This is a genomic window from Amycolatopsis sp. NBC_00345 (assembly GCF_036116635.1).
In the GTDB taxonomy this organism is placed as follows: Bacteria; Actinomycetota; Actinomycetes; order Mycobacteriales; family Pseudonocardiaceae; genus Amycolatopsis.
Window position 1 is genome coordinate 9,083,090 of the sequence record NZ_CP107995.1, and the last position, 25,044, is coordinate 9,108,133.

Genomic DNA, 25,044 nt, shown 5'->3' on the forward strand with positions numbered 1-25,044 from the left:
TGACCAGCGATTTTCAGCCCAACGGCCGGCGACCGGCGAAGCCGAGATCGGTGCGGTGGTACCAGGACAGCTCGTGGTCGCCCTCGAGCCAGCACAGCAGCACGTCGACGCCGTCGAGCTCCGCGGGGAAGTCCACCAGCAGCGGCGCGAAGCCCTTCAGCTCCGCGCCGGTGCGCTGGACCGTCGTCATCAGGTCGTCGAGCCGGGCCTGCGCGGCCTTCCACTCGGGCAGCCCGCCGAGGTCGGTGTCCCGCCCGCCCGGCCGCAGCGACGCGGCCAGCTCCGCGGCGTCGGCGCGCACCCGCACCAGCTCGTCGAGCACGGGGCGCAGCCGGGCGAGTTCGGCGCGAGCCTCCGGCACGGTGAACAGTCCCATGCGCGAAATGTTCCCACCGGGACGGGCGGTCATCGGCGGCGCCGCACCAGTGTCGCCGTCAGTCCCGTGCCCACCAGCAGGAACCCGGCCGCGATCAGGCCGCCGGAGAACAGCCAGACACTCGCGCCCGCCATCAGGTCGAAGGGTAGCGCGCGCAGCAGGTCGAGGTCCCATTCCGGCATCGCCAGCCCCACGACGCCGGGCAGCACGCCCCACACCAGCCCGCCGAGCAGCGGCCCGGTCGACGACCACGCGCCGAGCGCGGCCACGACCAGCAGCAGGATCGCGCCGCCGGCCAGCATCGCGATGGCCGGCGCGTCGCGGTGCGTGACGACCATGGCCAGCTCGTTCTGCTGCTCGCGGAAGCCGCCGTAGCTCAGCAGCCCGAGCGCGACGGGCGTCAGGACCAGGCCGAGGACGCCGCTGACCAAGCGCGGCACGGCCCGGCTGTGTGGTTCCGCGACGGCCGGCTGGTAGGCGGTGTACGGCTCGGAGTACGACATGGCGTGACCTCCCGGGTGACTGAGTGCCCGAGGGGATGATCGCCGAGTCCGGCCGGTTCCGCGATCCGCTGAACGCGGGGTAAACCCGGTGATCGGCGCCATCGGCGCTTGTTGGAGACTTGACGCCTACCACTTCTGGAACCATCCAGCTCCGTCAAGCAGTACGCTTGTACCGCTACGACGAGTCGAAGAAGTATCGCGAAGATCCGCGGAAGGAGCACCGCTGCTCATGGCCAAGATCAAGGTCCAGGGCACCGTCGTCGAGCTTGACGGCGACGAGATGACCCGCATCATCTGGCAGTTCATCAAGGACAAGCTGATCCACCCGTACCTGGACGTCAACCTGGACTATTACGACCTGGGCATCGAGGAGCGGGACCGCACCGACGACCAGATCACGGTCGACGCGGCCAACGCCATCAAGCTGCACGGCGTCGGCGTCAAGTGCGCGACGATCACCCCGGACGAGGCCCGCGTCGAGGAGTTCGGCCTGAAGAAGATGTGGCGGAGCCCGAACGGGACCATCCGCAACATCCTCGGCGGCGTGGTCTTCCGCGAGCCGATCATCATGTCGAACGTCCCGCGGCTGGTGCCGGGCTGGACCAAGCCGATCATCATCGGCCGCCACGCCCACGGCGACCAGTACAAGGCCACCGACTTCAAGGTCCCGGGCCCGGGCACACTCACCATGACCTACGTGCCCGACGACGGCTCCGCGCCGATGGAGTTCGAGGTCGCGAAGTACCCCGAGGGCGGCGGCGTCGCCATGGGTATGTACAACTACCGCCAGTCGATCGAGGACTTCGCGCGCGCGTCGCTGCAGTACGGCCTCGACCGCGGCTACCCGGTGTACCTCTCCACCAAGAACACGATCCTCAAGGCCTACGACGGCATGTTCAAGGACGTGTTCCAGGAGATCTTCGAAGCCGAGTACAAGGCCGACTTCGACGCCAAGGGCCTCACCTACGAGCACCGGCTGATCGACGACATGGTCGCCGCGGCGCTCAAGTGGGAGGGCGGCTACGTCTGGGCCACCAAGAACTACGACGGTGACGTCCAGTCGGACACGGTCGCGCAGGGCTTCGGCTCGCTCGGGCTGATGACGTCGGTGCTCCGCACGCCGGACGGCAAGACCGTGGAGGCCGAGGCCGCGCACGGCACGGTGACCCGGCACTACCGCCAGCACCAGCAGGGCAAGCCGACCTCGACCAACCCGATCGCGTCGATCTACGCGTGGACCCGGGGCCTCGAGCACCGCGGCAAGCTGGACTCCAACTCGGAGCTGGTCGGCTTCGCGAACAAGCTGGAGCAGGTTGTCATCGACACCGTCGAAGGCGGCAAGATGACCAAGGACCTCGCGATGCTGATCGGCAAGGACCAGCCGTTCCAGACCACCGAGGAGTTCCTCGCGACGCTGGACGAGAACCTGGCCAAGAAGATCGCGCAGGGCTGATCTTCGGCGCTTTTTCCGCAAGGGCACCTCGGAGGAGTCTTCCGAGGTGCCCTTGTCGTTTTTACGCAGAGTGATGATGTGGTGACGCGGTTGGCGCCTCCGGGTGGTCTGGGGTCCGAGGCCTGTCCGCCGGACCCACTCAGTGTCTACCCTGGTCCAGCACACTTTTCGCGACAGAGGAGCGGCCGGCATGCTGGGCTTGTCGAAGAAAACGCTGATCATCCTCGCCGCGGTCGCCGCTGTGGTGATCATCTACGTGCTGAACCAGAAGGGCCAGGCCGACGCCCAGGGCTCCACGACCGGGTGCAAGGTCGCGGTGACCGCCGACGTCCTGAACGCCCGCGAGACCCCGGACGGCAACGGCAAGGTCGTCGGCAAATACCTCAACGGAGCCCAGTTCGACGCGCTGCCGGTGGTGCAGAACGGTTTCCGCAAGGTCGCGGAGGACAAGTGGGTGGCCGGCGACTTCGTGAAGCCGCTGGCTGGTTCGAAGTGCTGACGGTGGCTGGTTTCCGGCGTTGACGGTGGCTGGCTTCTGGTACTGACGCTGGTCGGTTTCCGGCGGTGGCGAGTTGAGCCGCTCGGCGCTGACGGCCTGAGCCGCGCTGTTGGCTCGCAGTTGACGGTTTGATCCGCGCGGTTGTTTGGCGCTGGTGGGTTTGAGCCACGCCGTTGGGCTAGGCGCCTGCGGTTTGGGCCGCGCTTGTTGGCTCGGCGCTGATGGGTTGGCCGAGTAGTTGTCTCGGTGCTGACCGCCGCCGATTGTCTGAGCGGTCCTCCCCGCGCCGACGGTTTTGGCGCCCGGTCAGGTCTTTTGCGCCTCGTCCGTCCTCTCTCGTGCCGCAGGGCTTCTCGGGCTTCCGGGTTTTGTCGGTGCCGGGTGGTAGACCTGGGGCATCACAGAGTGAGGGTCAGTCCCTCGTCCGCCACGAGCACGTCGCCGGGGAATTCCGCGCGTGCCTCGGCCACCGACACCGCCCGGTCCGTCCCGGGCCAGAAATGTGTGAGGAGAAGTGTGCCCACCTTCGCTTCGGCCGCTGTCCGCCCGGCTTCGGCCGCCGTCATCAACTGTCGCGGCTCGTCCGTGGGCGGCTCGCCCTGGAGGGTCGCGTCGCAGATCAGCAGGTCCGCGCCCCGAGCCAACTCGACGAGAAGCCGCGACGGCCCGCAGTCACCCGAATAGACGACGTTCAGCCCCGGCGCGCTCAGCCGCACGCCGTGGTTCGGCACGTAGTGGGGCAACAGAACGGAGGTGAGCCGGAACGGCCCGACGTCCCATTCCGAACCGAGTTCCCGCGCTGCGCGGTGCGCTGACCCCGGGCTGGGTTGCCGCTGTGAGCTGAGTTCTCGTGCTGAGCTGTGTTCCTGTCCTGGGCTGGGCTGTGGCCCTGAGTCGGGCTCCGGCGTTGCACCGTGGTCTGGTCCCTGGCTGGGTTGCCGGGCTGCACCGTGGTCTGGTTCCGGGTTGGGTGGCGGTGTTGCACCGTGTTCTGGTTCCAGGCTGGGCTGCCGCGCTGAACCGGGTGTGGACCCCGCGCGGGGCTGGCGCTGTGAGCCGAGTTCTCGTGCTGAGCTGTGTTCCTGTCCTGGGCTGGGCTGCGGCCCTGAGTCTGGCTCCGGTGTTGCACCGTGGTCTGGTTCCGGGCTGGGTGGCCAGGCTGCACCGTGCTCCGGTCCAGAGCCGGGCGGCCGCTCAGAGCTGAGTTCCCCAGCGAAGGCATGCGCGCGCCCCGAACTCAGGTCCCGCACGTCGAAGATCGTCGTGGGGTGGGGGCGTGGTTCTGTGGCCTCGAGGCGTCGCAGTGTGCCGGGTGTGCAGAACAGCGGCAGCCGGGGCAACGGCAGCCGGGGCAACAGCAGCCGCGGCAACGGCGGCAGGCCCTCGGCGTCGTGGCCACGCGACGCGCGCGCGTCCGGATCCGTCAGGGAGGGCGCAGCCTGCACCGTGTAGTGCCACGCGCGGCCGAGGGCACTCAGGTCGGCCATGTGGTCGGGGTGTTCGTGGGTGATCACCACGGCGCCGACGTCCCGGGCGGCGGTGTGGGCCAGCAGTCGGCTCACAGTGCCGTAGCCGAGGTCCAGGACCACGTGGAAACCGTTGTGGGACAACAAGAACCCGGCACAGGCGCGGCCCGGTTCTGGCCAGGCGCCGCAGCTGCCCAGGACGGTGAGCTGGGTCATGGGCGCAGTCTCGCAGAAGGTCTCGCCGCGGATTGTCGGACCCGCGAGGTAGCGTTCGCGACGTGCTGACCGTCTCGACCGTGAATGTCAACGGCCTTCGGGCCGCCGTGAAGAAGGGCTTCGTCGAGTGGCTTGCCACCACGAAGGCCGATGTCGTCGCCTGTCAGGAGGTGCGGGCTGAGGCTGCGCAGTTGCCGGCGTCCGTTGTGTCGCCCGAGGGGTGGTTCGCTGTGCACGCGCCCTCCTCAGCGAAGGGGCGTAGCGGCGTCGCGCTGTACAGCCGCGTTGAGCCTGAAGAGGTGCGCGTCGGCTTTGGCGAGGCCGAGTTCGAGGACAGTGGGCGTTACCTCGAGATGCACCTGCCCGGCGTTGTCGTCGCGAGCCTGTATCTGCCGAGTGGTGACGTCGGAACCGAGCGGCAGGACGAAAAGGAACGTTTCATGGCGGCCTTCCTGCCCTACCTCGTCGAGCTGCGCGCGAAGTCCGCCGCCGCCGGGCGTGAGGTCGTGGTGGTGGGCGACTGGAACATCGCCTACGACACCGTCGACCTCAAAAACTGGCGTGGCAACCAGAAGTCCTCCGGCTTCCTCCCCGAGGAGCGCGAGTGGCTCGGCCGCGTCTACGAGGAGGCGGGCTACACCGATGTCCAGCGGCGCCTCGACCCGGCGGGGCCTGGCCCGTACACGTGGTGGTCCTACCGCGGCCAGGCCTTCGACAACGACTCGGGCTGGCGCATCGACTGCCAGCTCGCCACCCCGGGCCTGGCCGAGAAGGTCACCTCCGTGGTCGTCGAGCGCGCCGCGAGTTACGACCAGCGCTGGTCCGACCACGCGCCCCTCACCGCCGTTTACGACTACCCGTTCACTCGCTGATTTCCTTGCCGCACAAGCGAAAGGTCCCCTCGGCAGGCGCCGAGGGGACCTTTCACTCAAATGCTGACTAGCAGCTCAGGTTGCCACCCGGGTCGACGCCCAGGATGCCCGTGATCTTCTGGTAAGCGTCGATCCGGCTCTGCACCTGGCTGGGGTTGCCGCCGTTGCACTCGATGGAGCCGTTGATGCTGCGGATCGTCTCGCCGAAGCCGCGCTGGTTGACCATCGCGTCGTGCGGGGTCATGGTGCCGGGGCCGGTCTGGGTGTTCCAGTACCAGAGCCCGGTCTTCCACGCGACGGCCGCGTCCTGCTCGACCAGGTAAGGATTGTTCAGCAGGTCGATCCCGAGCGCGTCGCCGGCGGCCTTGTAGTTGAAGTTCCAGCTCAGCTGGATCGGGCCGCGGCCGTAGTACGCGGCCGTGCCCGCCGGGCAGCCGTAGGACTGGCTCGTGTCGCAGTAATGCGGGTAGTTCGAGGTGTTCTGCTCGACGATGTAGACGAGGCCGCCGGTCTCGTGGCTGACATTCGCGAGGAACGCCGCCGCCTCCTGCTTCTTCACCGTGTCACTGCCGGTGTTGGCGAAACCGGGGTACGCGTCGAGCGCGGCCGTCAGTCCACTGTAGGTGTAGAAGGCGTTCCGGCCCGGGAACATCTGGTTGAACTGGTCCTCGCTGACGACAAAACTGGCGTCCGGCGACGAGGCGGTGGCGCTTCTGGTGGGTGCCGCGGTGGCCGTCGAGGCCGGGATGACCGCCGCCGCGGTGGCGACGAACGCGGCCGCCGTAATTCCGACGGCCGTCAGAATCCTTCGTAGAGACATCGTCAGCTCCCTTGGTCGGGCCCCCTGAAGTGGTCTACACCACAGAGGTATAGACCAATAAGCGTCAGCTGAACAGGGGCGGAAACCGGACATCGGTAAGAAAGCCGCGATAAGACCAGTGGACTTGGTGAGAAATTTGCGGAGAGTGAGTCCGATGCCGCCATGTGGGTGAATATTCTTCGGGTTCCCGGCGGCTGGGAGGCGGCAACGGCGTTGGTCCGGACGGCGCCGGCGTCCTTCGTGCGTTCAGCCGACGGTCCGCCATCCGGTGACCGATTAGTCACGGAGCGCTGACCACGAACAACACCGAGACGCTGGGGGTGGTCATTCGACAGCCACGGATGGGCGCTAGTCTCGGCGCCCGAGTTGATCAAAACCGTCGGGTCTTGACACGCTCGGTAGTTTTCTCACCAGTAGCTCATCCTTACGGGTGAGCGTTCTCGCCAGGCACAGTCACTTCGCGGGAGGCACTCCGGTGCGTTACCCAGGTCATCTCCTGATGCGGTACACCCTGCGCTCGGCCCGGACGGCGACGCTGGTCGCTTTCCCGGCGGCACTGCTCCTCGCAGGCAGCAGCGTCGCCTTCGCCGACGACGGGGTCGCCCGCGCGGAGACCACCTCCGCGGGTTTCGGCATGCTCGGGCCGGTCGGCCTGGTCGCCGTGGCCCTCGGCATCGTCGGCATGATGCTCGGCGTCCTGCGCCAGCGCCGTAAGGCCCGCGCGGCCGCCGCGCCCGCACCGGTCGCGGAGCCCCGCGTGGACAGCGAGGACCCGACCCGCCCGCTTACCCCGCTCCGCCAGCCCTGACGCCGTTCAGAGCGCCGTTTCGCGCTCTCCTGGGCGGGGCGGCACGCGCTGAGCCGCTTCGGGATCGCTCCAGCAGGTCCAGCGCTGAGGCCGGGCTGAGCCGTTTCATTGTCGTTCGGGCAGGCACGGTGCTCCCCGGGCAGAAGCCGGCTCCGACGGCCGCCGAAAGGCCGTCGTGGCGGAAAAAACCAGCCTGACCTGGCCGTTTCCCATACCTCCGGCCGAAACCGCGGTAGCTGTCCGTGAACCACTGCTGCGTCGAGTGAGCGGAGGACACCCGGGGGAGACCTCCGTGTGACCCGTCGCGGCGGGGCCTGAAAGAATCCACGCGTGTCCGACGAACAGAACGGGCGCCTGCGGGTGCTTTCCGGGATCCAGCCCACTGCCGACTCGTTCCACCTCGGCAACTACCTCGGTGCGCTGCGCCAGTGGGTGCGGCTGCAGGAGACGCACGAGACGTTCTACTGCGTCGTCGACCTGCATGCGATCACCGTCGAGCAGGATCCGAAGGTGCTGCTCGAGCGGACGCGGCGGTCGGCGGCCCAGCTGCTGGCCATCGGCGTCGACCCGGGCCGGAGTGCGCTTTTCGTGCAGAGCCACGTGGCCGAACACGCACAGTTGAGCTGGGTGCTGGAGTGCCAGACCGGCTTCGGTGAGGCCGGCCGGATGACGCAGTTCAAGGACAAGTCCGCCAAACAGGGCACTGACCGCGCCAGCGTCGGGCTGTTCACGTACCCGATCCTGCAGGCCGCGGACATCCTGCTCTACCAGGCGAACGCCGTGCCCGTCGGCGAGGACCAGCGGCAGCACCTCGAACTCACGCGCAACCTCGCGCAGCGCTTCAACAACCGGCTCGGCAAGACGTTCACCGTGCCGGACCCGCACATCGTCAAGGACACCGCGAAGATCTTCGACCTGCAGGACCCGACGGCGAAGATGAGCAAGTCCGCGTCCACGGCCAACGGACTGGTCGAGCTGCTCGACGACCCGAAGCGCTCGGCGAAGAAGATCCGCTCCGCCGTCACGGACACCGGCCGCGAGGTCCGCTTCGACGCCGAGAACAAGGCCGGCGTCTCGAACCTGCTCACCATCTACTCCGCCCTCACCGACCGCACGATCGCCGATCTCGAGGCGGCGTACGACGGCAAGGGCTACGGCGACCTCAAGAAGGACCTCGCCGACGTCCTGGTGGAGTGGGTGACTCCGCTGCAGGAGCGCGTTCAGTCCTATTTGGACGACGTGGCCGAGTTGGACAAGGTCCTGGCCGCCGGTGCGCAGCGCGCCCGTGAGGTCGCGGCCGCCACCCTCGCGACGGTGTACGAGCGCATCGGCTTCCTCCCGGCGGCACGCTGAGCCCGCGGCTGATCGTCCTCAACGGCCCGCCCGCCGTCGGCAAGTCGACGCTGGCGGGCCGTTATGCCGACGAGCATCGGCCGGCGCTGGCCCTCGACATCGACAAGGTGCGCGCGCTGATCGGCGGTTGGCGGGAGGACCCGTCCGGCGCCGGCCTCGCCGCGCGTGAGCTGGCGGTTGCCGCGGCCCGCGCGCATCTCGAGGCGGGACACGACGTCGTCGTCCCGCAGCTGCTCGGGCGAGTGGAATTCCTGGACCGGCTGGAAGTGCTGGCGCAGGAAACCGGCGCGGCCTTCCACGAAATCGTCCTGTGGGACACCAAGGACGAGATCCTCCGCCGGTTCGCGGAGCGGCCGCCGAGGCCCGAGCACGCCGACACCGCGCCCGCCGAAGTCGCCGCGCTCTACGACCGGCTCGCGTCACTCCTCGAAGCCCGTTCTTGCGCAGACGTGGTGCAGGTGTCCGCCGGACGGGTGGACGACGCCTACCGTGCGTTCCTGTCCTGTCTCGACTGACCCACTCGCACCCGCTCGCGTTGCGGGGTGACACCCGCGTAGTTAGCGTCAACCGGTGGCGAAAGAGACCGGCGAGAAGGAAAAGCTGCTGCCCCGGCTGCGGCGGAAGTACCAGTGGCTGGATCACCTGATCCGCGCCAATGACTCTTTCAGCGAGAACTACGGCAATCACTACGCCGCCGCGATCACCTATTTCAGTGTGCTGTCGGTGATCCCGATCCTGATGGTCGCCTTCGCGGTCGTCGGCATCGCCGTCGGCGGCGACCAAGCGGTGATCAAGCAGATCAACGACGGAATCAACAGTTCCGTCCCCGAGGGCCTGCGCGGCCTGGTCGGTCAGATCACCGATGCGGCGATCAAGTCCGGCAGCGGCATCGGGATCTTCGGCCTGCTGATCGCCCTGTACTCCGGCATCGGCTGGATGGCGAACCTGCGCGACGCGCTGACTGCCCAGTGGGGCCAGGAGAAGAAGCAACAGCCGTTGGTCACCACGACGCTCAAGGACCTGCTGTCGCTGCTCGGGCTCGCTCTCGCGCTTGTTGTTTCGTTCGCGCTCACGGCCGCAGGCAGCGGCATCGGCAAGCTGCTGCTGGAACTGGTCGGCCTGGAAGACCAGGCCTGGGCCAAATTCCTGCTGACGGCCGCGACGATCGTGCTGGGCCTGGTCGCGAACACGCTGGTGTTCCTGTGGGTCATCGCGCGGCTGCCGCGTGAACGCGTCGCGCTGCGCAGCGCCGTGAAGGGTGCGATCTTCGCCGCCGTGGGATTCGTGATCCTGCAACAGGTGGCGACGTACTACCTGGTCAGCGTGACGAAGTCACCGTCGGCCGCGCTGTTCGGGCCGGTGATCGGGCTGCTGGTCTTCGCGAACCTCGTCTCGCGCTTCCTGCTGTTCGTCACCGCGTGGACGGCGACGGCGCGCGAGAACCAGCGCCGCGTCGTGCTGCCTCCGCCGCCGGTGCGGCTGGAGCCGCAGGTGACTGTCCAACGTGGACTGGGCCTGGGCGCGGCGGCGGGCGCCTTCAGCGCCGGTGCGCTGCTCGGCTGGCTGGGACGGCGCCGGCCCTAAGAACTCCGCTGCTTGCGGAGCCGGTGGCGGAGGCTGAACCCGGCCACGATGATCACGGCCACCACCAGCGTGAGGATCCAGCCCGTGGTGCCGAACGGGTCCGGCTTCACCGGGGCGGCCGACTTCGCCGCGGCGGGTGCGACGTTGACCGGCGGCGCGCCGGGCGGGGCGGTGGCGACGAGGGCCTCGTACGCGATCCGCCCGACCGGGGCCGCGTGCTTGTCCTCCAGCGCGAAGCTGTAGTCGAGCAGCTTGCCTGCCTGGGCGACGACGAGGGTGGGCCGCTGCTCGGCCCGCATCATCACCACGGCCAGGCGGTGCCCGTCGCGCTCGGCGGCGCCGACGTAGGTGTGCCGGGCGTCGTCGGTGAAGCCCGTCTTGCCGCCGAGGAAGCCGGGGTAGACGCCGAGCAGCTTGTTGTCGTTGAAGACCGGGATCGGCGGCTTCCCGCCGGTCGCCGGGATCGTGTACGCCTTCGTCGCGACGGCCTGCGCGAACGCCTGCTGCTTCATCGCGTAGTGGAAGATCAGGCTCAGGTCGTAGGATGACGTCGACATGCCCGGCCCGTCGAGGCCCGACGGCGTGGCCGCGCGGGTGTCGGTGGCGCCGATGCGCGCGGCCAGCCGGTTCATCTTCCCGACGGCCACGTCCACGCCGCCGAGCGCGGTCGCGAACGCGTGCGCGACGTCGTTGCCCGAATGCATCAGCAGCCCGTGCAGTAGCTGGTCGACGGTATACGGAGCGCCCGCGGAGATGCCGACGCAGGTGCACTCCTGCTTGGCGTCCTCCTCGGTCGGCACCACGATCTTGTCCGGCTTCAGCTCGGTGACGACCACCAGCGCCAGCAGCGTCTTGATCAGCGACGCGGGCCGCTCGCGCGCGTGCGGGTTCTTGGCGGCGATGACGTTACCGGTGTCGAGGTCCTGCACCACCCACGACGCGGCGGTGTCGCCGGCGGGCAGCGGCGGCGCGCCGGGCGGGAGGATCGTGTCGCAGCTGCCGAGGAGCGGGCCGCCGACGGGCTGGGCCGGCACCGGCAGCGGGGGCGGCACGGTCTGGCCGGGAGCCGGCTTCTCGGACGTGTCCACCGGTGCCGGCGGCGCTGCGCCGGCAGCGCACGACGGCGACTGCGCGAGCGCCTGCGGGGCCGCACCGGACTGCGGGGCGGCGCCCGCTATCGGTGGTGCGGCGACGGACAGGACGCCGACGGCAAGCGACGCGACGAGGAGCCGGAGTGACCGGGGGGAAGAGCTGAACACCCACGCAATCTAGCCCGGCGGGCCCGGTTGCATACTCAGGACATGCGCATCACTCGAGGTACCGCGTTGTTCCTGCTGGCCTTCGGCGTGTGGTCCTGGATCATCTGGATCACGTTCGCGAAGAACCTGTGGGCCAGCGATCAGTCCTGGTCAGCGGACGGTTCGCCCACCGCGTACTTCATCGTGCACGCGGTGCTGACGGTGGTTTCGTTCGTGCTCGGCACGATCATCGGCGTGCTGGGCTGGCGCGCGGTCCGCGCGACGGCGAAGGAACGGGCCACCTCCAACACCTGATCCGGTGACGGTCCTTTGGTCGGTGGCGGGCGGCGCACGCGCTGCCTAACGTTCTCGCCACCAACCCCGGAGGTGGGAATGTCCCGTTTACGTCGATTGCTCGTGCCCGCGGCGCTGGTGTCCGTCGTCGCCGGTGGGCTGGCCGCGCCGGCCTCGGCTGCCACCCCGGCCGCTGCTCCGGCCGCCGCCTGTGACACCACGAGCACGCCGTTCAGCTACGTGGTGCTGTACCAGCCGGGCTCGCCGCAGTTCGTGGTCGACACGGAGCTTCGAGCCAAGTGCGGGACGAAGGTGGCGTACTACCCGGAGATCGGCGTCGCCGTCGCGAGTTCGCGCAATGCGGACTTCGCGCAGCGGATCGGCGTCAACCGGGCTTATTCGGGTGGGAAGGACGTGGCCTCGCAGGCCGCGGGGGTCTCGGCGCGGTCGGCCGTCCGGACGCTGGAGGCGACGCAGCGCGTGGCCGGTGACGACGACCTTTCGGCCCAGCAGTGGGACATGCGCGCGATCCACGCGCCCGAGGCGAACAAGGTGGACCAGGGCTCGCGGTCGGTCACCGTCGGCGTGCTGGACTCGGGCATCGACGCCAAGCACCCGGCGCTGGCGAAGGCCGTGGACGCGCGTTCGTCGGCGGGCTGCGTGACGGGCGCGCCGGACCGCACCCCGGCGTCGTGGGCCCCGACGAACTCCGACCACGGCACGCACGTCGCCGGCACCATCGCGGGCAAGGACCCGGCGCGCGGCTTCACGGGCATCGCCCCGGGCGTGCGGCTGGCGTCGGTGAAGGTGGTGAACGACGGCGGTTACATCTTCCCGGAGGCCGCCGTGTGCGGCTTCGTCTGGGCCGCGCAGCACGGTTTCCGCGTGACGAACAACAGCTACTACATCGACCCGGGCATGTTCTACTGCTCGCGCGAGCCGGGTGATTCGGCCGCGTACGAGGCGGTCCGGCGCGCTGTCGTGTACTCGACCCACCGCGGCGTGCTGAACGTGGCGGCGGCGGGCAACAGCGGCTTCGACGTCACGAAGCAGACGACGGACCCCAACCGCCCGCACCCGGTCGACTCTTCATGCGGCATCCTCCCGAAGGCGATCGACGGCGTCGTCACGGTCTCGTCGGTCGGCTACCTGGGGACGAAGTCGTCGTTCTCGAACTTCGGCGCCGTCACGGTCACCGCCCCGGGCGGCGACTTCTCGCAGCTCCCGCCCACGGGCTCGGGCGAGGGCTGCCCCCTGTCGACGATCTTCGACGGCGGTTACGGCACCAAGTGCGGCACCTCGATGGCTTCCCCGCACACGGCCGGTGTGGCGGCTTTGCTGGCTTCGCGCCATCCGTTCGCCTCGCCTCGGATCTTGACGGCGTTGTTGGAGGGCGAGGCGGATCCGGTGGCTTGCGATGTGGCGGAATGCTCGGGCTCGGCCCGGGACAACTCGTACTACGGGCACGGCCTGGTAAACGCCCTGGACGCGGTCCGGTGACCGTTCCTGGCCGGCCCTGAAGGCCACCATGAGGGACCTATGCGCCCTCATGGTGGCCTTCAGGGCCTTCAGGAGTTGTGCACATACGGCGGTGGCTGTGGACAAACGTCGTGATGGGTCAGTGCCGTTGCTTGTCCAGGGCATGCTGTATTCATGATCAAAATCGGGAGCTGGGCCGATCGGCCTCAAACGTTATGGGGCCATAGTAGGCGCGGCGTCATCACGGCGGCCACGCTCAAAAGACTGGGGATGAGCAGCAAGACAATCTACCGAAAATGCCTGCCCGGGCAGACGTGGCAGCGGCTGCTACCGGGCGTCGTTCTGCTACATAACGGAACACCGAGCCAGGACGAAAAAGTCACGGCTGCTTTGACTTACGCAGGTCCGGACGCGCTGCTGACTGGTGCAGAAGCGTGTCGTCGGCACGGCCTCCGGACAGGCGCATTGCCTGACGTGAGCCAGCTGCATGTGCTGGTCCCACATCAGCACAAAATCAAAAGCGCGGAGTTCGTCACCGTCGAGAGAACAATCCGAATACCGCCATTACAGCTGCGTGAGGGATTTCGGCTGGCACCACTGGTTCGCGCCACCACCGACGCCGCTCGCAGGCTGCGGAGCATCGAGCCGGTTGAACGGCTGCTCGTAGAGGCGCTTCAACAGGGGCGATGCCCGCCTGGGGATATCGGTTATGAGCTGGATCACGGCACGCAGCGCGGTACAGCGATAGCACGGCGTGTGCTGGCCGGCCTCGTTACAGTGCGGTCGATGGCCGAAGTCAGGGCGAAGGCGCTGGTCTCGGAACTAGAGATGCCGCCGAGTCATTGGAACGTGCCGATTTGGCTGCCTGGCGGTCGGTATGTGGGCTGTCCCGATGCTTGGTGGGACGATGTCGCGCTCGCCTGGGAAATTGATTCGTTCGAGTTCCATTTCGAGCGATCGGGCTACGCACGGACTCTCAAGCGGAACTCGCGCTACGCCGCGGCTGGTGTGACCGTGGTACAGACGTTGCCGTCGAGGCTTGAGCGGGATCCCGCTGGTGTGCTGGCTGAACTTGCAGGCGCACTTCGCGCTGCGAGCGCCCGCCCCCGTCCAGCAGTTTCCCTGAGACAACAGGTCGCGTGATGCCCTGAAGGCCACCATGAGGGACCTACATGCCCTCATGGTGGCCTTCAGGGACCAACAGACGTCAGACGCGCTTGAACAGCAGTGCGCGCTTGACTTCCTGGATCGCCTTCGTGACCTGGATGCCGCGCGGGCAGGCGTCGGTGCAGTTGAAGGTGGTGCGGCAGCGCCAGACGCCCTCGCCGTCGTTCAGGATGTCGAGGCGTTCTTCGGCGCCGTCGTCACGGGAGTCGAAGATGAAGCGGTGCGCGTTGACGATCGCGGCGGGGCCGAAGTACGAGCCGTCGTTCCAGTAGACCGGGCAGGACGACGTGCAGCAGGCGCAGAGGATGCACTTGGTGGTGTCGTCGAAGCGGTCGCGGTCCGCCTGGGACTGGATGCGCTCGCGGGACGGCTCGTTGCCGTAGGTGATCAGGTACGGCTTGATCGCGCGGTAGGCCTCGAAGAACGGGTCCATGTCGACATAGAGGTCCTTCAGGGTGGTCAGGCCCTTGATCGGCGCGATCGAGATGACGGTCTTCTTGCCGTCCTTCTCCAGCAGGTCCTTCATCAGGACCTTGCAGGCCAGCCGGTTGATGCCGTTGATCTGCATCGCGTCCGAGCCGCACACGCCGTGGGCGCAGGAGCGGCGGAAGGCGAACGTGCCGTCGAGGTAGTCCTTGACGTAGAACAGCAGGTTCAGCAGCCGGTCCGTGCGCTGCGCCGGGACGTCGTAGGACTCCCAGTGCGGCTCGGAGTCGACCTCCGGGTTGAACCGCAGGATCTTCAGCGTGACCGTGATCGGCGTGTGCTCTTCGGAGGCCTCGGACGCGGGGGCCTCGGGGGTTGCCGTCGTCATCAGTACTTCCGCTCCATCGGTTCGTAGCGGGTGAAGGTCACCGGCTTGTAGTCGAGCCGGATGTCGGACGAGAGCCCCTCGCCCTGCTTGTAGGCCATGGTGTGCCGCATGAAGTTCGTGTCGTCGCGGGTCGGGTAGTCCTCGCGGGCGTGGCCGCCGCGGGACTCCTTGCGCGCGATCGCGCCGACGATCAGGACCTCCGCCAGCTCCAGCAGGAAGCCGAGCTCGACGGCCTCGAGCAGGTCGGTGTTGTACCGCTTGCCCTTGTCCGACACGGTGATCCGCGTGTACCGCTCCTTCAGCGCCTGGATGTCGGTCAGCGCCTGCTTGAGCGTGTCCTCGGTGCGGTACACCGAAGCGTGCGAGTCCATCGTCTGCTGCATCTCCTTGCGGATGTCGGCGACGCGCTCGTCACCGTGGTCCGACAGCAGCAGCTCCAGCTGGTCCTCGACCAGCTTGGTCGGGATCTCCGGCAGGTCGACGTGCTCGTGGGCGAGCGCGTACTCCGCCGCCGCGATGCCCGCCCGGCGGCCGAACACGTTGATGTCCAGCAGCGAGTTGGTGCCGAGGCGGTTCGAGCCGTGCACCGAAACACACGCGACCTCGCCGGCCGCGTACAGGCCCGGGATCACGTTTTCGTTGTCGCGCAGCGCTTCGCCGTGGATGTTGGTCGGGATGCCGCCCATCACGTAGTGGCAGGTCGGGAACACCGGCACCGGCTCCTTCACCGGGTCGACGCCCAGGTAGGTGCGCGAGAACTCCATGATGTCCGGGAGCTTCGCGTTCAGCGTCTCCTCGGGGATGTGCGTGACGTCGAGGACCACGTAGTCCTTGTTCGGCCCGCAGCCGCGGCCCTGCAGCACCTCCTGGACCATCGAGCGGGCGACGATGTCGCGCGGCGCGAGGTCCTTGATGGTGGGCGCGTAACGCTCCATGAAGCGCTCGCCATCGGAGTTGCGGAGGATGCCGCCCTCGCCGCGGACGGCCTCGGAGATGAGGATGCCCAGGCCCGCGAGGCCGGTCGGGTGGAACTGGAAGAACTCCATGTCCTCCAGCGGCAGGCCCTTGCGGAAGATGATGCCGAGGCCGTCACCGGTGAGGGTGTGCGCGTTCGACGTCGTCTTGAAGATCTTGCCCGCGCCGCCGGTGGCGAACACGATCGACTTGGCCTGGAAGACGTGCAGCTCGCCGGTGGCCAGCTCGTAGGCGACGACGCCGGAGGCGACCGGGTTCCCGTTCTCGTCCTCGTTGGTCACCAGGTCGAGCACGTAGAACTCGTTGAAGAACTCGGTGCCGTACTTGACGCAGTTCTGGTACAGCGTCTGCAGGATCATGTGCCCGGTGCGGTCCGCGGCGTAGCAGGCACGGCGGACGGCGGCCTTGCCGTGGTCGCGGGTGTGCCCGCCGAACCGGCGCTGGTCGATCTTGCCCTCGGGCGTCCGGTTGAACGGCAGGCCCATCTTCTCCAGGTCGAGGACCGCGTCGATGGCCTCCTTGGCCATGATCTCGGCCGCGTCCTGGTCGACCAGGTAGTCACCGCCCTTGACGGTGTCGAAGGTGTGCCACTCCCAGTTGTCCTCTTCGACGTTCGCCAGCGCGGCGCACATGCCGCCCTGGGCCGCGCCGGTGTGGGACCGGGTCGGGTACAGCTTCGTGAGGACCGCGGTGCGGGCGCGCTGGCCGGATTCGATGGCCGCGCGCATGCCGGCGCCGCCGGCGCCGACGATCACCACGTCGTACTTGTGGAACTGCATGGGAAAGACTCCGCTTGTTCTCGGATGTGCGCTGTGGTGGGTGCGCCGTCAGCTGGCGGGCATCTCGGGGTCGAACGTGAAGATCACCATGGTGCCGACGGCCAGGATCAGCGCCATCGAGACGTACAGCAGGATCTTCAGCCAGAACCGCGTCGAGTCCTTGCGGGCGTAGTCGTCGATGATCGTGCGCAGGCCGTTGCCACCGTGGATCTCCGCGAGCCACAGCATCGCCAGGTCCCAGAACTGCCAGAACGGCGAGGCCCAGCGGCCGGCGACGAAGCCCCAGTTGATCCGGTGCACGCCGCCGTCGAGGATGTTCATGATCAGCAGGTGGCCGAGCACCAGGATGATCAGCGCGAGGCCGGAGATCCGCATGAACAGCCAGCTGTACAGCTCGAAGTTGCTGCGGCGGGCCGCGGGGCGCTTGGGCGCGCGCGGCTTCTCGATGATGAGCGAGTCGGCCATGGTCAGTTACCCCCGAAGAGCGTCTCGACCGTGCGCTTGAGCATGAAGAACGCACCGGGAATCATCACGACCACCCAGACGACGCCGATCACCCACAGCATCGTCTTCTGGAACTTCGGGCCCTTCGACCAGAAGTCGACCAGCATGACCCGGACGCCGTTGAGCGCGTGGAAGAGCACCGCGCCGACGAGGCCGACCTCCAGCAGGTTCACCAGCGGGGTCTTGTACGTCTCGATCACCTGGTCGTACGTGTTCGGTGACACGCGCACCAGCGCGGTGTCGAGCACGTGGACGAACAGGAAGAAGAATGTCAGCACGCCGGTGATGCGGTGCAGCACCCAGGACCACATGCCCGGGTCGCCCCGGTAGAAGGATCCTTGACGGCGTGAGGCACCCGCCCGATCGCTCGCGCCTGCCTCAGTGGCAGGGCTCGCCGTGGTGGACATCGGTGAACGGCCTCCAACGTCATCTGTCGTGCCCGGGTGACCGGTGAGGTCCGCACTCGCCTCCGGGGTCGGTCCACTGGGGACAACTCCGGCAACGGTGCCGAGATCAGGGGCCATCGAGCGTGGATGAATGGATGCTAGACCCGCTATCCGGACCCGGCTCACCTCCGGGTTCGTCTCTGTGATGGACCAGACACCGGGAGCGTCCTGCTCCACTCGGGGGTGTGGTGTGGAGCACGTGGCGGTGCCGCTGCGCTGTCGGAGGGCCTCCGCGTCGCCCCCGGGATGGCCACAATGGACACCGAACGTGCCGGTCGGGCGGGCCGGGCCACCCGACCGGTTCCGCTGATCAGGTGAGACCGGCGAGCCGACCCTGCGGAGTGTGTCCGGCGTGCTCACCGTAAGTACACGAATGGTCGCGCATCGGGCCGCTGAGTAAACGTTTGTGTTACGTAGCGTGCCTTTCCTATGGCGTCTTCCTGGCCGTTGGGTACGGTCTGGCGGTCGAACCCGGCGTTGTGGCCGGGTCGTTCTCGGATCATCCGCTGGATCAGCGGGGAGGGAGACACACGTTGCGTCGCATGCGTGGAACCGCGCTGGCCGCCGTGACCATGGCTGGGGTACTGACCTTGGCCGGTTGCGCGAAGGACACCGGGAACAGCAGTAACACCGCCTCGGGCTCGACCGCCGACTCCGGCTCGAGCTGCGTGACCGCGCCGAAGCCGCCCGTCGCCCCCGCGGCGGCGACCAGCAGCAGCGCCACCGAGGGGAAGGTCGACGCCAGCAAGCTGAAGATCGGCCTGGCCTTCGACGTCGGCGGCCGTGGTGACGCCTCGTTCAACGACGCGGCCGCTGCCGGCACCGACAAGGCGAAAGCCGACCTCGGCGTGACGCAGGTCAGCGAGAGCACCGCCAGCGCCAGCGAGGCCGAGTCCGCGAAGCAGCAGCGTCTCGAGCAGATGGCCTCGGATGGCCTGAACCCGATCATCGCGGTCGGGTTCGCGTACGCCCCCTCCGTCGCCGCCATCGCGCCGAAGCACCCGGGCACCAAGTTCGCGATCGTCGACGACGACTCGATCAATCAGCCGAACGTGACCCCGCTGGTCTTCGCCGAGGAGCAGGGCTCGTTCCTGGCCGGCGTCGCCGCGGTCTACAAGAGCAAGAGCTGCCACATCGGCTTCGTCGGCGGGGTCAACACCCCGCTGATCCAGAAGTTCGAGGCCGGCTACATCCAGGGCGCGAAAGCCGTGTCGGACAAGGTCAAGATCGACGACGAGTACCTGACCCCGGCCGGTGACTTCTCCGGGTTCCAGGACCCGGCCAAGGGCAACGTGAAGGCCGCGGCCGAGATCGCCGACGGCGCGGACGTCATCTACCACGCTGCCGGCGCCTCCGGGAAGGGCGTGTTCGACGCCGCCAAGACGTCCGGCAAGGCACTGGCCATCGGGGTCGACTCCGACCAGTACAACCAGAAGACCGTCGCCGCCGACAAGGACATCATCATCACCTCGATGATCAAGCGCGTCGACGTCGCCGTCTTCAACTACATCCAGGCGGTCGCCAAGGGTGACCTGAGCGTGCTGCCGAAGCGTTTCGACCTGAAGGTCGACGGCGTCGGCTACTCCACCTCGGGCGGCAAGATCGACGACATCAAGGACGTGCTCGACGGGTACAAGGCCCAGATCATCGACGGCACGATCAAGGTTTCGGACAAACCAGAGAAGAAGTAGCTCACTGACGCGCCAGGGCTCGGAAGGATCTTCCTTCCGAGCCCTCACGCGTTTCGACAGAACTGGATGCCTTCCTCCATGAGCACCGCAGAGGCCGAAGCCGTCCCGGACCGGGGCGTGGCGGCCGTCCAGCTGACCGGGATCACCAAGCGCTTCCCGGGTGTGGTCGCGAACTCCGACGTTTACCTGACCGTGGCACCGGGCGAGGTCCACGCCCTCTGCGGTGAGAACGGCGCCGGCAAGTCGACCCTGATGAAGATCCTCTACGGGATGCAGCAACCCGACGAGGGCACCATCACGATCAACGGCACCGAGGTGAAGCTGCGCAACCCGCAGGACGCCATCCACGCCGGGATCGGCATGGTGCACCAGCACTTCATGCTCGCCGACAACCTCACCGTCGGCGAGAACGTCTTCCTCGGCGCCGAGGCCCTGCACGGGATCGGCCGCGCGGCCAGAGCCCGGCTGGCGACGCTGGCCGAGCAGACCGGCCTGCACGCGAAACCCGAGACCCTGCTGGAGGAACTCGGCGTCGCCGACCGCCAGCGCGTCGAGATCGTGAAGGTGCTCTACCGCGGCGCGAAGATCATCATCCTCGACGAGCCGACCGCCGTGCTCGTGCCGCAGGAGGTGGACGCGCTGTTCGCCACCGTCCGCGAGATGCAGGCCGACGGCTACACGTTCCTCTTCATCTCCCACAAGCTCGACGAGGTGCGCGCGATCGCCGACACCGTCACGGTGATCCGGCGCGGCACCACCGTCGGCACGGCCGACCCGAAGACCATCACCAGCCGCCAGCTGGCGGAGATGATGGTCGGCTCGGAGCTGCCCAGCCCGGAGACCCGCGAGTCGACGGTGACCGATCGCGACATCCTGCGCCTCCGCGACCTGCGGCTCGCCGCGGAGGGCTCCGCGCGGAACGTGCTCGACGACATCACCTTCACCGTGCACGCGGGTGAGGTGCTCGGCATCGCCGGCGTCGAGGGCAACGGCCAGACCGAGCTCGTCGAGACGGTCATGGGGATGCGCAAGGCCAGCGGCGGGCACATCGAGCTGGTGTCCGCCGACGGCGAGGCCCGCGACCTGGTCAAGCTGGGCACGCTGGCGCGGCGGGAGGCGGGCATCGGCTACATCGCCGAGGACCGCACGCGGCACAGCCTGCTGCTCACGCAACCGTTGTGGGTCAACCGGATCCTCGGTTACCAGACGCGCAGGCCGGTCTCGGGCGGCCAGCTGCTCGACATCGCGGGCGCGCGCGCCGACACCGAGCGCATCGTGCGTGAGTACGACGTGCGCACGCCCGGCATCGAGGTGCCGGCCGCCGCGCTGTCGGGCGGCAACCAGCAGAAGCTGATCGTCGGCCGCGAGCTGTCCGGGAACCCCGTGCTGCTGATCGCTTCGCACCCGACGCGCGGCGTCGACGTCGGCGCGCAGGCGATGATCTGGGAACAGATCCGCCAGGCCCGCGCCGACGGGCTCGCGGTGCTGCTGGTCTCCGCGGACCTCGACGAGCTGATCGGGCTGTCCGACACCATCCGCGTCATGCTGCGCGGCCGTCTGGTGAGCGAGGCGAACCCCGCCACCGTGACCCCGCAGGAACTCGGCTCCGCCATGACCGGCGCCGAAGAAGGTGAAGAAGAGTTATGAGTTCGTGGCGCACGCGGCTGCTGCCGCCTCTGCTGGCGATCGTCTTCGCCCTGCTGCTCTCGGCGATCGCGCTGATCATCTCCGGCGCCGACCCGCTGCAGGCGTACGGCACGATGGTCGGCCAGCTGTTCAAGGGGTCCACCGCGGTCGACACGGTGAACCTGGCGACGGTGTACTACCTGTCCGGGCTCGCGGTGGCCATCGGCTTCCAGATGAACCTGTTCAACATCGGCGTCGAGGGCCAGTACCGGTTCGCGGCGGTGGTCGCGGCCATCATCGGCGGCGCGCTGCAGCTGCCGCCGGTCATCCACACCATCGTGATCCTGCTCGTCGCCATCGTGTCCGGCGCGCTCTACGCGGCGGTCCCGGCGGTGCTGAAGGTGACCCGCGGGGTCAGCGAGGTCATCTCGACGATCATGCTGAACTCGATCGTCGCCGGGATCATCGCGTTCCTGATCAACGCCGACCAGTTCGGCGTGCAGACCGGCAACAACATCGGCACCCGCGTGATCGCGCCGTCGGGCCGGATCCCGGGCATCCCGATCGGCTCGGGCACGCTGTTCGGCTTCGTGATCATCGCGGCCGTCATCGGTGTCGCGTACTGGTTCATGCTCAACCGGACGCGGTTCGGCTTCGAGCTCAAGGCCAGCGGCGAGTCGTCCACCGCGGCGGCCGCGGGCGGCGTCAACGCGAAGAAGATGACGCTGATCGCGATGATCCTCTCGGGCGCGGTGGCCGGCCTGGTCGCCATGCCGGAGCTGCTCGGCCGCGATTACAGCTACGGCATCACGTCCACGCAGATGTACGGCTTCACGGGCATCGCGGTGGCGCTGCTCGGCCGCAACAACCCGGGCGGGATCGCGCTCGGCGCGCTGCTCTGGGCGTTCCTGGACACCTCGGCGGTGTCGCTGGAGCAGCTCAACGTGTCCAAGGAGATCGCGACCATCATGCAGGGCATCATCGTGCTGTCGGTTGTCGTCGCGTACGAGGTCGTGCGGCGCGCGGACCTGGCCGCCGAGCAACGCCGGGTGGGCCGGGCACTGGCCGGCAACGGGCGTAAGGGCTCCTCGGTCGCGGAAGGCGGTGCGGTGTGACCGCCACGACGGAGTTCTCCCGCCCCGAGCCCGAGTCCGGCACGCCGAGGCCGGCCGAGCCCCGCCGTCGCCGGATCCCCGGCTGGGCGCGCGGCGTGATCTGGGCGGTCGTCGCGATCGTGGTCATGTCGACCGCTTCGTACTCGACCGGCGTCGCGGCGCTGACGTCGAGCAACACGGCGTCGACCGCGTTGCGGCTGGCGCTGCCGATCCTGCTGTGCGCGCTCGGCGGCCTGTGGGCCGAGCGCGCGGGCGTGGTCAACATCGGCCTTGAGGGCATGATGATCCTCGGCACGTGGGGCGCGGCCTGGGGCGCGTACAACGGCGGCGTGTGGGCCGGCCTGATCGCGGCGATCGTGTTCGGCGCGCTGGGCGGCCTGCTGCACGCGGTGGCGACGGTGACGTTCAACGTCAACCACATCGTCTCCGGCGTCGCGATCAACCTGCTCGGCCTCGGCGTCGCGAAGTACCTGGCGAACCTGATCTTCACGCCGATCTCCGGCAACCCGCGGCAGTCGCCGCCGGTGCCGAAGTTCGACACCTACTCGGCGTCGGGCCTGTCCGACTGGCTGGGCTCGCTGGAGAACGAACAACGGGTCGGGATCTCGGACGTCGCGGGCGTGCTGCGCGGCCTGGTCACCGGCGTCGCGCCGCTGACGATGATCGCGATCCTGCTGGTGCCGATCAGCTACTACGTGCTCTGGCGCACGCGCTTCGGGCTGCGGCTGCGCTCGTGCGGCGAGAACCCGGTCGCGGCCGAGTCGCTGGGCGTGAACGTCTACCGGCACAAGTACGTCGCGATGCTGATCTCGGGCGGCTTCGCCGGCATGGGCGGCGCCTCGCTGGTGCTGCTCAAGGGCGGCGCGGACTACCTGGAGAACCAGACCAACGGCCGCGGTTATATCGGCCTCGCCGCGATGATCTTCGGCAACTGGCGGCCCGGCGGGCTGCTCGGCGGCGCCGCGCTGTTCGGTTACGCGGACGGCCTGCAGCTGGCCGGCGGCGGTCAGGCGGTGCTCGCGCTGCTGTACGGCTCCGTGATCCTGCTGGCGGTCATCGTGGTCGTGCAGCTGTTCCGGCGGCGGTGGCTGGCCGCGGGGCTCGGCGTTGTCGGCGCCGGGATCCTGTACGCGATCTACTGGACGAACGACACGCTGCCCAGCGACCTCATCCCGTACACGGCGCACTTCGTGACGCTGATCGTGCTAGCTGTTGCCTCGCAACGGCTACGGCCGCCGAAGGCCGACGGGCAGCCCTACCGGCGGGGTGAAGGCGACTGATGGTTGTGTCTACTGTGGACTGGACGGCGTTGCGGGCCGCGGCGGTTTCCGCCGCCACGCACGCGTACGCGCCGTACTCGGGCCTGCACGTCGGCGTCGCGGGCATCGTGGACGACGGCCGTCAGGTGACCGGCTGCAACGTCGAGAACGCCTCGTACGGCCTCGGCCTGTGCGCGGAGTGCACGATGGCGGGCCAGCTGCGGCTCTCGGGCGGCGGCCGGCTGGTGGCGGTCGCGTGCCGCAGCGGTGAGGGCGAGCTGCTGATGCCGTGCGGCCGGTGCCGGCAGATCCTGTTCGAGCTGGGCGGTTCGACGTGCCTGGTGGACACCCCGCGGGGTGTGCTGCCGATGTCGGAGGTCCTGCCGGACGCGTTCGGGCCTGAGGACCTGCCGTGACTTTCGCGGCTGTAGATGTCATCAGGACGAAGCGCGACGGTGGCCGGCTGAGTGACGAGCAGATCGACTGGGTCGTCGACGGTTACACACGCGGGGTCGTCGCGGAGGAGCAGATGGCCGCGCTGGCCATGGCGATCTTCTTGCGTGGCATGGACTCCGGCGAGATCTCGCGCTGGACCGGCGCGATGATCGAGTCGGGCTCGCGGCTGTCGCTGGACGTCTCGCGCCCGACCGTGGACAAGCACTCGACGGGCGGGGTCGGCGACAAGATCACGCTGCCGCTGGCGCCGCTGGTCGCCGCGTGCGGCGCGGCCGTGCCGCAGCTGTCCGGCCGCGGCCTCGGCCACACGGGCGGGACGCTGGACAAGCTGGAGTCGATCCCGGGCTGGCGGGCCGCGCTGTCGCTGGACGAGATCTCGGCCCAGCTCGACTCCGTCGGCGCGGTCGTCTGCGCGGCGACGGACGGGCTCGCGCCGGCGGACAAGAAGCTGTACGCGCTGCGGGACGTGACGAGCACCGTCGAGTCCATCCCGCTGATCGCCAGCTCGATCATGAGCAAGAAGATCGCGGAGGGCGCGTCCGGGCTCGTCCTGGACGTCAAGGCGGGCTCCGGGGCGTTCATGAAAACGGTCTCCGACGCCCGGGGGCTGGCCCGGACGCTGGTGGACATCGGCACGGCGCACGGCGTCGCCACGGTCGCCCTGATCACCGACATGAACGTGCCGCTGGGCCGCGCGGTCGGCAACGCGGTCGAGGTCGCCGAAGCGGTCGAGGTGCTCAAGGGCGGCGGCCCGGCCGACGTCGTGTCGCTGACGGTGTCGCTCGCCCGGGAGATGCTCTCGCTGGCCGGCCTGTCCTCAGTGGACCCGGCGGCGGTGCTCGCGTCGGGCGCGGCGTACGAGACGTGGTGCCGGATGATCGCGGCCCAGGGCGGCGACCCGTCGGCGGCGCTGCCCGAGCCTTCGCACGTCCACGTGGTCAAGGCGCCTTCGTCGGGCGTGCTGGCCTCGCTGGACGCGTACGCGGTGGGGGTGGCGGCCTGGCGCCTCGGCGCGGGCCGGGCCCGCAAGGAGGACCCGGTCCAGGCGAGCGCGGGCATCCTGTGCCTGGCCAAGCCGGGCGATCGCGTCTCGGCCGGCGACCCGCTGCTGGAACTGCACACGGACACCCCCGACGCGGTCCCGTCCGCGCTGGCGGCGCTGGAAGGCGCGTACACGGTGGCCGACTCGGCGCCCGGCGTCGGCCCGATCGTGCTGGAGACCGTCCGCCCCTGAACGCCGAAAAGCCGTTA

The 25,044-nt window shown here is 68.7% G+C and carries 25 protein-coding genes; 16 read left to right on the forward strand and 9 right to left on the reverse strand.

The window, feature by feature from the left end; translation table 11 throughout:
* Window positions 1-13: 13 nt before the first annotated feature.
* Both OG943_RS41390 and OG943_RS41395 read right to left on the reverse strand, forming a co-directional pair.
* Window positions 14-376: a DUF2203 domain-containing protein gene (locus tag OG943_RS41390; RefSeq protein WP_328606330.1), complete on the reverse strand. Its 363-nt coding sequence runs from the start codon at window positions 374-376 to the stop codon at window positions 14-16.
* Between the two features lie 29 nt (window positions 377-405).
* Window positions 406-879, reverse strand: coding sequence for a hypothetical protein (locus tag OG943_RS41395; protein ID WP_328606331.1), 474 nt, complete (start codon window positions 877-879; stop codon window positions 406-408).
* Window positions 880-1,108: 229 nt separating this feature from the next.
* Here OG943_RS41395 and OG943_RS41400 point away from each other — a divergent pair, with 229 nt between their 5' ends.
* A complete protein-coding gene (locus OG943_RS41400) occupies window positions 1,109-2,332 on the forward strand; it encodes an NADP-dependent isocitrate dehydrogenase (RefSeq protein ID WP_328606332.1) in 1,224 nt (407 codons plus the stop codon).
* Between the two features lie 199 nt (window positions 2,333-2,531).
* On the forward strand, window positions 2,532-2,831 hold the full coding sequence (locus OG943_RS41405; RefSeq protein WP_328612297.1) for an SH3 domain-containing protein: 300 nt from the start codon (window positions 2,532-2,534) through the stop codon (window positions 2,829-2,831).
* Window positions 2,832-3,229: 398 nt separating this feature from the next.
* Here OG943_RS41405 and OG943_RS41410 read toward each other — a convergent pair whose 3' ends face one another.
* Window positions 3,230-4,513, reverse strand: coding sequence for an MBL fold metallo-hydrolase (locus OG943_RS41410; protein ID WP_442874642.1), 1,284 nt, complete (start codon window positions 4,511-4,513; stop codon window positions 3,230-3,232).
* Window positions 4,514-4,575: 62 nt separating this feature from the next.
* On the opposite strand from OG943_RS41410, the gene OG943_RS41420 reads away from it, so the two are divergent.
* Complete coding sequence (locus tag OG943_RS41420) at window positions 4,576-5,385, forward strand: exodeoxyribonuclease III (protein WP_328606333.1); 810 nt, start codon at window positions 4,576-4,578, stop codon at window positions 5,383-5,385.
* Between the two features lie 67 nt (window positions 5,386-5,452).
* On the opposite strand, the gene OG943_RS41425 is transcribed toward OG943_RS41420, so the two are convergent.
* A complete protein-coding gene (locus OG943_RS41425; RefSeq protein WP_328606334.1) occupies window positions 5,453-6,298 on the reverse strand; it encodes a chitinase in 846 nt (281 codons plus the stop codon).
* A gap of 406 nt (window positions 6,299-6,704) precedes the next feature.
* Between OG943_RS41425 and OG943_RS41430 the strand changes: the two genes are divergently transcribed.
* The 4 genes from OG943_RS41430 (at window position 6,705) to yhjD (ending at window position 9,950) form a co-directional block, all read left to right on the forward strand.
* A complete protein-coding gene (locus tag OG943_RS41430; RefSeq protein ID WP_328606335.1) occupies window positions 6,705-7,013 on the forward strand; it encodes a hypothetical protein in 309 nt (102 codons plus the stop codon).
* A gap of 330 nt (window positions 7,014-7,343) precedes the next feature.
* Window positions 7,344-8,366 carry a tryptophan--tRNA ligase gene (gene trpS, locus OG943_RS41435; protein WP_328606336.1) on the forward strand — a complete coding sequence of 341 codons (1,023 nt, stop codon included), beginning with the start codon at window positions 7,344-7,346 and terminating at the stop codon, window positions 8,364-8,366.
* Window positions 8,367-8,377: 11 nt separating this feature from the next.
* Complete coding sequence (locus OG943_RS41440) at window positions 8,378-8,881, forward strand: AAA family ATPase (protein ID WP_328612299.1); 504 nt, start codon at window positions 8,378-8,380, stop codon at window positions 8,879-8,881.
* 55 nt (window positions 8,882-8,936) lie between these two features.
* Entirely contained in the window at window positions 8,937-9,950 is a 1,014-nt protein-coding gene (gene yhjD, locus OG943_RS41445; RefSeq protein ID WP_328606337.1) for an inner membrane protein YhjD, read from the forward strand.
* Here the strand turns inward: yhjD and OG943_RS41450 are convergent.
* Complete coding sequence (locus OG943_RS41450) at window positions 9,947-11,209, reverse strand: D-alanyl-D-alanine carboxypeptidase family protein (RefSeq protein WP_328606338.1); 1,263 nt, start codon at window positions 11,207-11,209, stop codon at window positions 9,947-9,949. The two genes, yhjD and OG943_RS41450, sit on opposite strands and share 4 nt — an antisense overlap.
* A 42-nt stretch (window positions 11,210-11,251) precedes the next feature.
* Here OG943_RS41450 and OG943_RS41455 point away from each other — a divergent pair, with 42 nt between their 5' ends.
* The 3 genes from OG943_RS41455 to OG943_RS41465 all read left to right on the forward strand — a co-directional run bounded on the left by OG943_RS41455 (window position 11,252) and on the right by OG943_RS41465 (window position 14,104).
* Window positions 11,252-11,503, forward strand: a complete 252-nt coding sequence (locus tag OG943_RS41455) for an SCO4848 family membrane protein (RefSeq protein WP_328606339.1) — start codon at window positions 11,252-11,254, stop codon at window positions 11,501-11,503.
* Between the two features lie 78 nt (window positions 11,504-11,581).
* A complete protein-coding gene (locus OG943_RS41460) occupies window positions 11,582-12,982 on the forward strand; it encodes a S8 family peptidase (protein WP_328606340.1) in 1,401 nt (466 codons plus the stop codon).
* A 249-nt stretch (window positions 12,983-13,231) separates the two neighbouring features.
* On the forward strand, window positions 13,232-14,104 hold the full coding sequence (locus OG943_RS41465; protein ID WP_328606341.1) for a hypothetical protein: 873 nt from the start codon (window positions 13,232-13,234) through the stop codon (window positions 14,102-14,104).
* Between the two features lie 64 nt (window positions 14,105-14,168).
* On the opposite strand, the gene OG943_RS41470 is transcribed toward OG943_RS41465, so the two are convergent.
* From OG943_RS41470 to sdhC, 4 genes are read right to left on the reverse strand one after another with little or no spacing between them, the layout of a single operon-like run.
* Entirely contained in the window at window positions 14,169-14,942 is a 774-nt protein-coding gene (locus tag OG943_RS41470; RefSeq protein WP_328606342.1) for a succinate dehydrogenase iron-sulfur subunit, read from the reverse strand.
* On the reverse strand, window positions 14,942-16,696 hold the full coding sequence (gene sdhA, locus OG943_RS41475; protein WP_328606343.1) for a succinate dehydrogenase flavoprotein subunit: 1,755 nt from the start codon (window positions 16,694-16,696) through the stop codon (window positions 14,942-14,944). The genes OG943_RS41470 and sdhA overlap by 1 nt, the downstream gene beginning before the upstream one ends.
* Before the next feature lie 48 nt (window positions 16,697-16,744).
* Complete coding sequence (locus OG943_RS41480; RefSeq protein WP_091624059.1) at window positions 16,745-17,161, reverse strand: succinate dehydrogenase hydrophobic membrane anchor subunit; 417 nt, start codon at window positions 17,159-17,161, stop codon at window positions 16,745-16,747.
* 2 nt (window positions 17,162-17,163) lie between these two features.
* A complete protein-coding gene (gene sdhC, locus OG943_RS41485) occupies window positions 17,164-17,607 on the reverse strand; it encodes a succinate dehydrogenase, cytochrome b556 subunit (RefSeq protein ID WP_328606344.1) in 444 nt (147 codons plus the stop codon).
* 581 nt (window positions 17,608-18,188) lie between these two features.
* Between sdhC and OG943_RS41490 the strand changes: the two genes are divergently transcribed.
* The 6 genes from OG943_RS41490 (at window position 18,189) to OG943_RS41515 (ending at window position 25,027) form a co-directional block, all read left to right on the forward strand.
* On the forward strand, window positions 18,189-19,337 hold the full coding sequence (locus tag OG943_RS41490) for a BMP family lipoprotein (protein WP_328606345.1): 1,149 nt from the start codon (window positions 18,189-18,191) through the stop codon (window positions 19,335-19,337).
* 78 nt (window positions 19,338-19,415) lie between these two features.
* Window positions 19,416-20,984 (forward strand): ABC transporter ATP-binding protein, encoded by a 1,569-nt coding sequence (locus OG943_RS41495; RefSeq protein WP_328606346.1) that lies wholly within the window; start codon window positions 19,416-19,418, stop codon window positions 20,982-20,984.
* Window positions 20,981-22,078, forward strand: coding sequence for an ABC transporter permease (locus OG943_RS41500; protein ID WP_328606347.1), 1,098 nt, complete (start codon window positions 20,981-20,983; stop codon window positions 22,076-22,078). Before OG943_RS41495 ends, OG943_RS41500 begins: the two co-directional genes overlap by 4 nt.
* Window positions 22,075-23,358: an ABC transporter permease gene (locus tag OG943_RS41505; protein WP_328606348.1), complete on the forward strand. Its 1,284-nt coding sequence runs from the start codon at window positions 22,075-22,077 to the stop codon at window positions 23,356-23,358. Before OG943_RS41500 ends, OG943_RS41505 begins: the two co-directional genes overlap by 4 nt.
* On the forward strand, window positions 23,358-23,753 hold the full coding sequence (locus OG943_RS41510; protein WP_442874643.1) for a cytidine deaminase: 396 nt from the start codon (window positions 23,358-23,360) through the stop codon (window positions 23,751-23,753). The genes OG943_RS41505 and OG943_RS41510 overlap by 1 nt, the downstream gene beginning before the upstream one ends.
* Window positions 23,750-25,027: a thymidine phosphorylase gene (locus tag OG943_RS41515; RefSeq protein ID WP_328606349.1), complete on the forward strand. Its 1,278-nt coding sequence runs from the start codon at window positions 23,750-23,752 to the stop codon at window positions 25,025-25,027. Before OG943_RS41510 ends, OG943_RS41515 begins: the two co-directional genes overlap by 4 nt.
* The last annotated feature ends 17 nt before the right edge of the window (window positions 25,028-25,044 follow it).

Coding starts and splice junctions, on each gene's coding strand:
- sdhA (WP_328606343.1), bottom strand. CDS start 16,696: ATGCAGTTCCACAAGTACGACGTGGTGATCGTCGGCGCCGGCGGCGCC.
- OG943_RS41465 (WP_328606341.1), top strand. CDS start 13,232: ATGAGCAGCAAGACAATCTACCGAAAATGCCTGCCCGGGCAGACGTGG.
- sdhC (WP_328606344.1), bottom strand. CDS start 17,607: ATGTCCACCACGGCGAGCCCTGCCACTGAGGCAGGCGCGAGCGATCGG.
- OG943_RS41425 (WP_328606334.1), bottom strand. CDS start 6,298: ATGTCCGGTTTCCGCCCCTGTTCAGCTGACGCTTATTGGTCTATACCT.
- OG943_RS41470 (WP_328606342.1), bottom strand. CDS start 14,942: ATGACGACGGCAACCCCCGAGGCCCCCGCGTCCGAGGCCTCCGAAGAG.
- OG943_RS41480 (WP_091624059.1), bottom strand. CDS start 17,161: ATGGCCGACTCGCTCATCATCGAGAAGCCGCGCGCGCCCAAGCGCCCC.
- OG943_RS41410 (WP_442874642.1), bottom strand. CDS start 4,513: ATGACCCAGCTCACCGTCCTGGGCAGCTGCGGCGCCTGGCCAGAACCG.
- OG943_RS41390 (WP_328606330.1), bottom strand. CDS start 376: ATGGGACTGTTCACCGTGCCGGAGGCTCGCGCCGAACTCGCCCGGCTG.
- OG943_RS41490 (WP_328606345.1), top strand. CDS start 18,189: ATGCGTGGAACCGCGCTGGCCGCCGTGACCATGGCTGGGGTACTGACC.
- OG943_RS41430 (WP_328606335.1), top strand. CDS start 6,705: ATGCGGTACACCCTGCGCTCGGCCCGGACGGCGACGCTGGTCGCTTTC.
- OG943_RS41460 (WP_328606340.1), top strand. CDS start 11,582: ATGTCCCGTTTACGTCGATTGCTCGTGCCCGCGGCGCTGGTGTCCGTC.
- OG943_RS41495 (WP_328606346.1), top strand. CDS start 19,416: ATGAGCACCGCAGAGGCCGAAGCCGTCCCGGACCGGGGCGTGGCGGCC.
- OG943_RS41510 (WP_442874643.1), top strand. CDS start 23,358: ATGGTTGTGTCTACTGTGGACTGGACGGCGTTGCGGGCCGCGGCGGTT.
- OG943_RS41500 (WP_328606347.1), top strand. CDS start 20,981: ATGAGTTCGTGGCGCACGCGGCTGCTGCCGCCTCTGCTGGCGATCGTC.
- OG943_RS41400 (WP_328606332.1), top strand. CDS start 1,109: ATGGCCAAGATCAAGGTCCAGGGCACCGTCGTCGAGCTTGACGGCGAC.
- OG943_RS41455 (WP_328606339.1), top strand. CDS start 11,252: ATGCGCATCACTCGAGGTACCGCGTTGTTCCTGCTGGCCTTCGGCGTG.
- OG943_RS41395 (WP_328606331.1), bottom strand. CDS start 879: ATGTCGTACTCCGAGCCGTACACCGCCTACCAGCCGGCCGTCGCGGAA.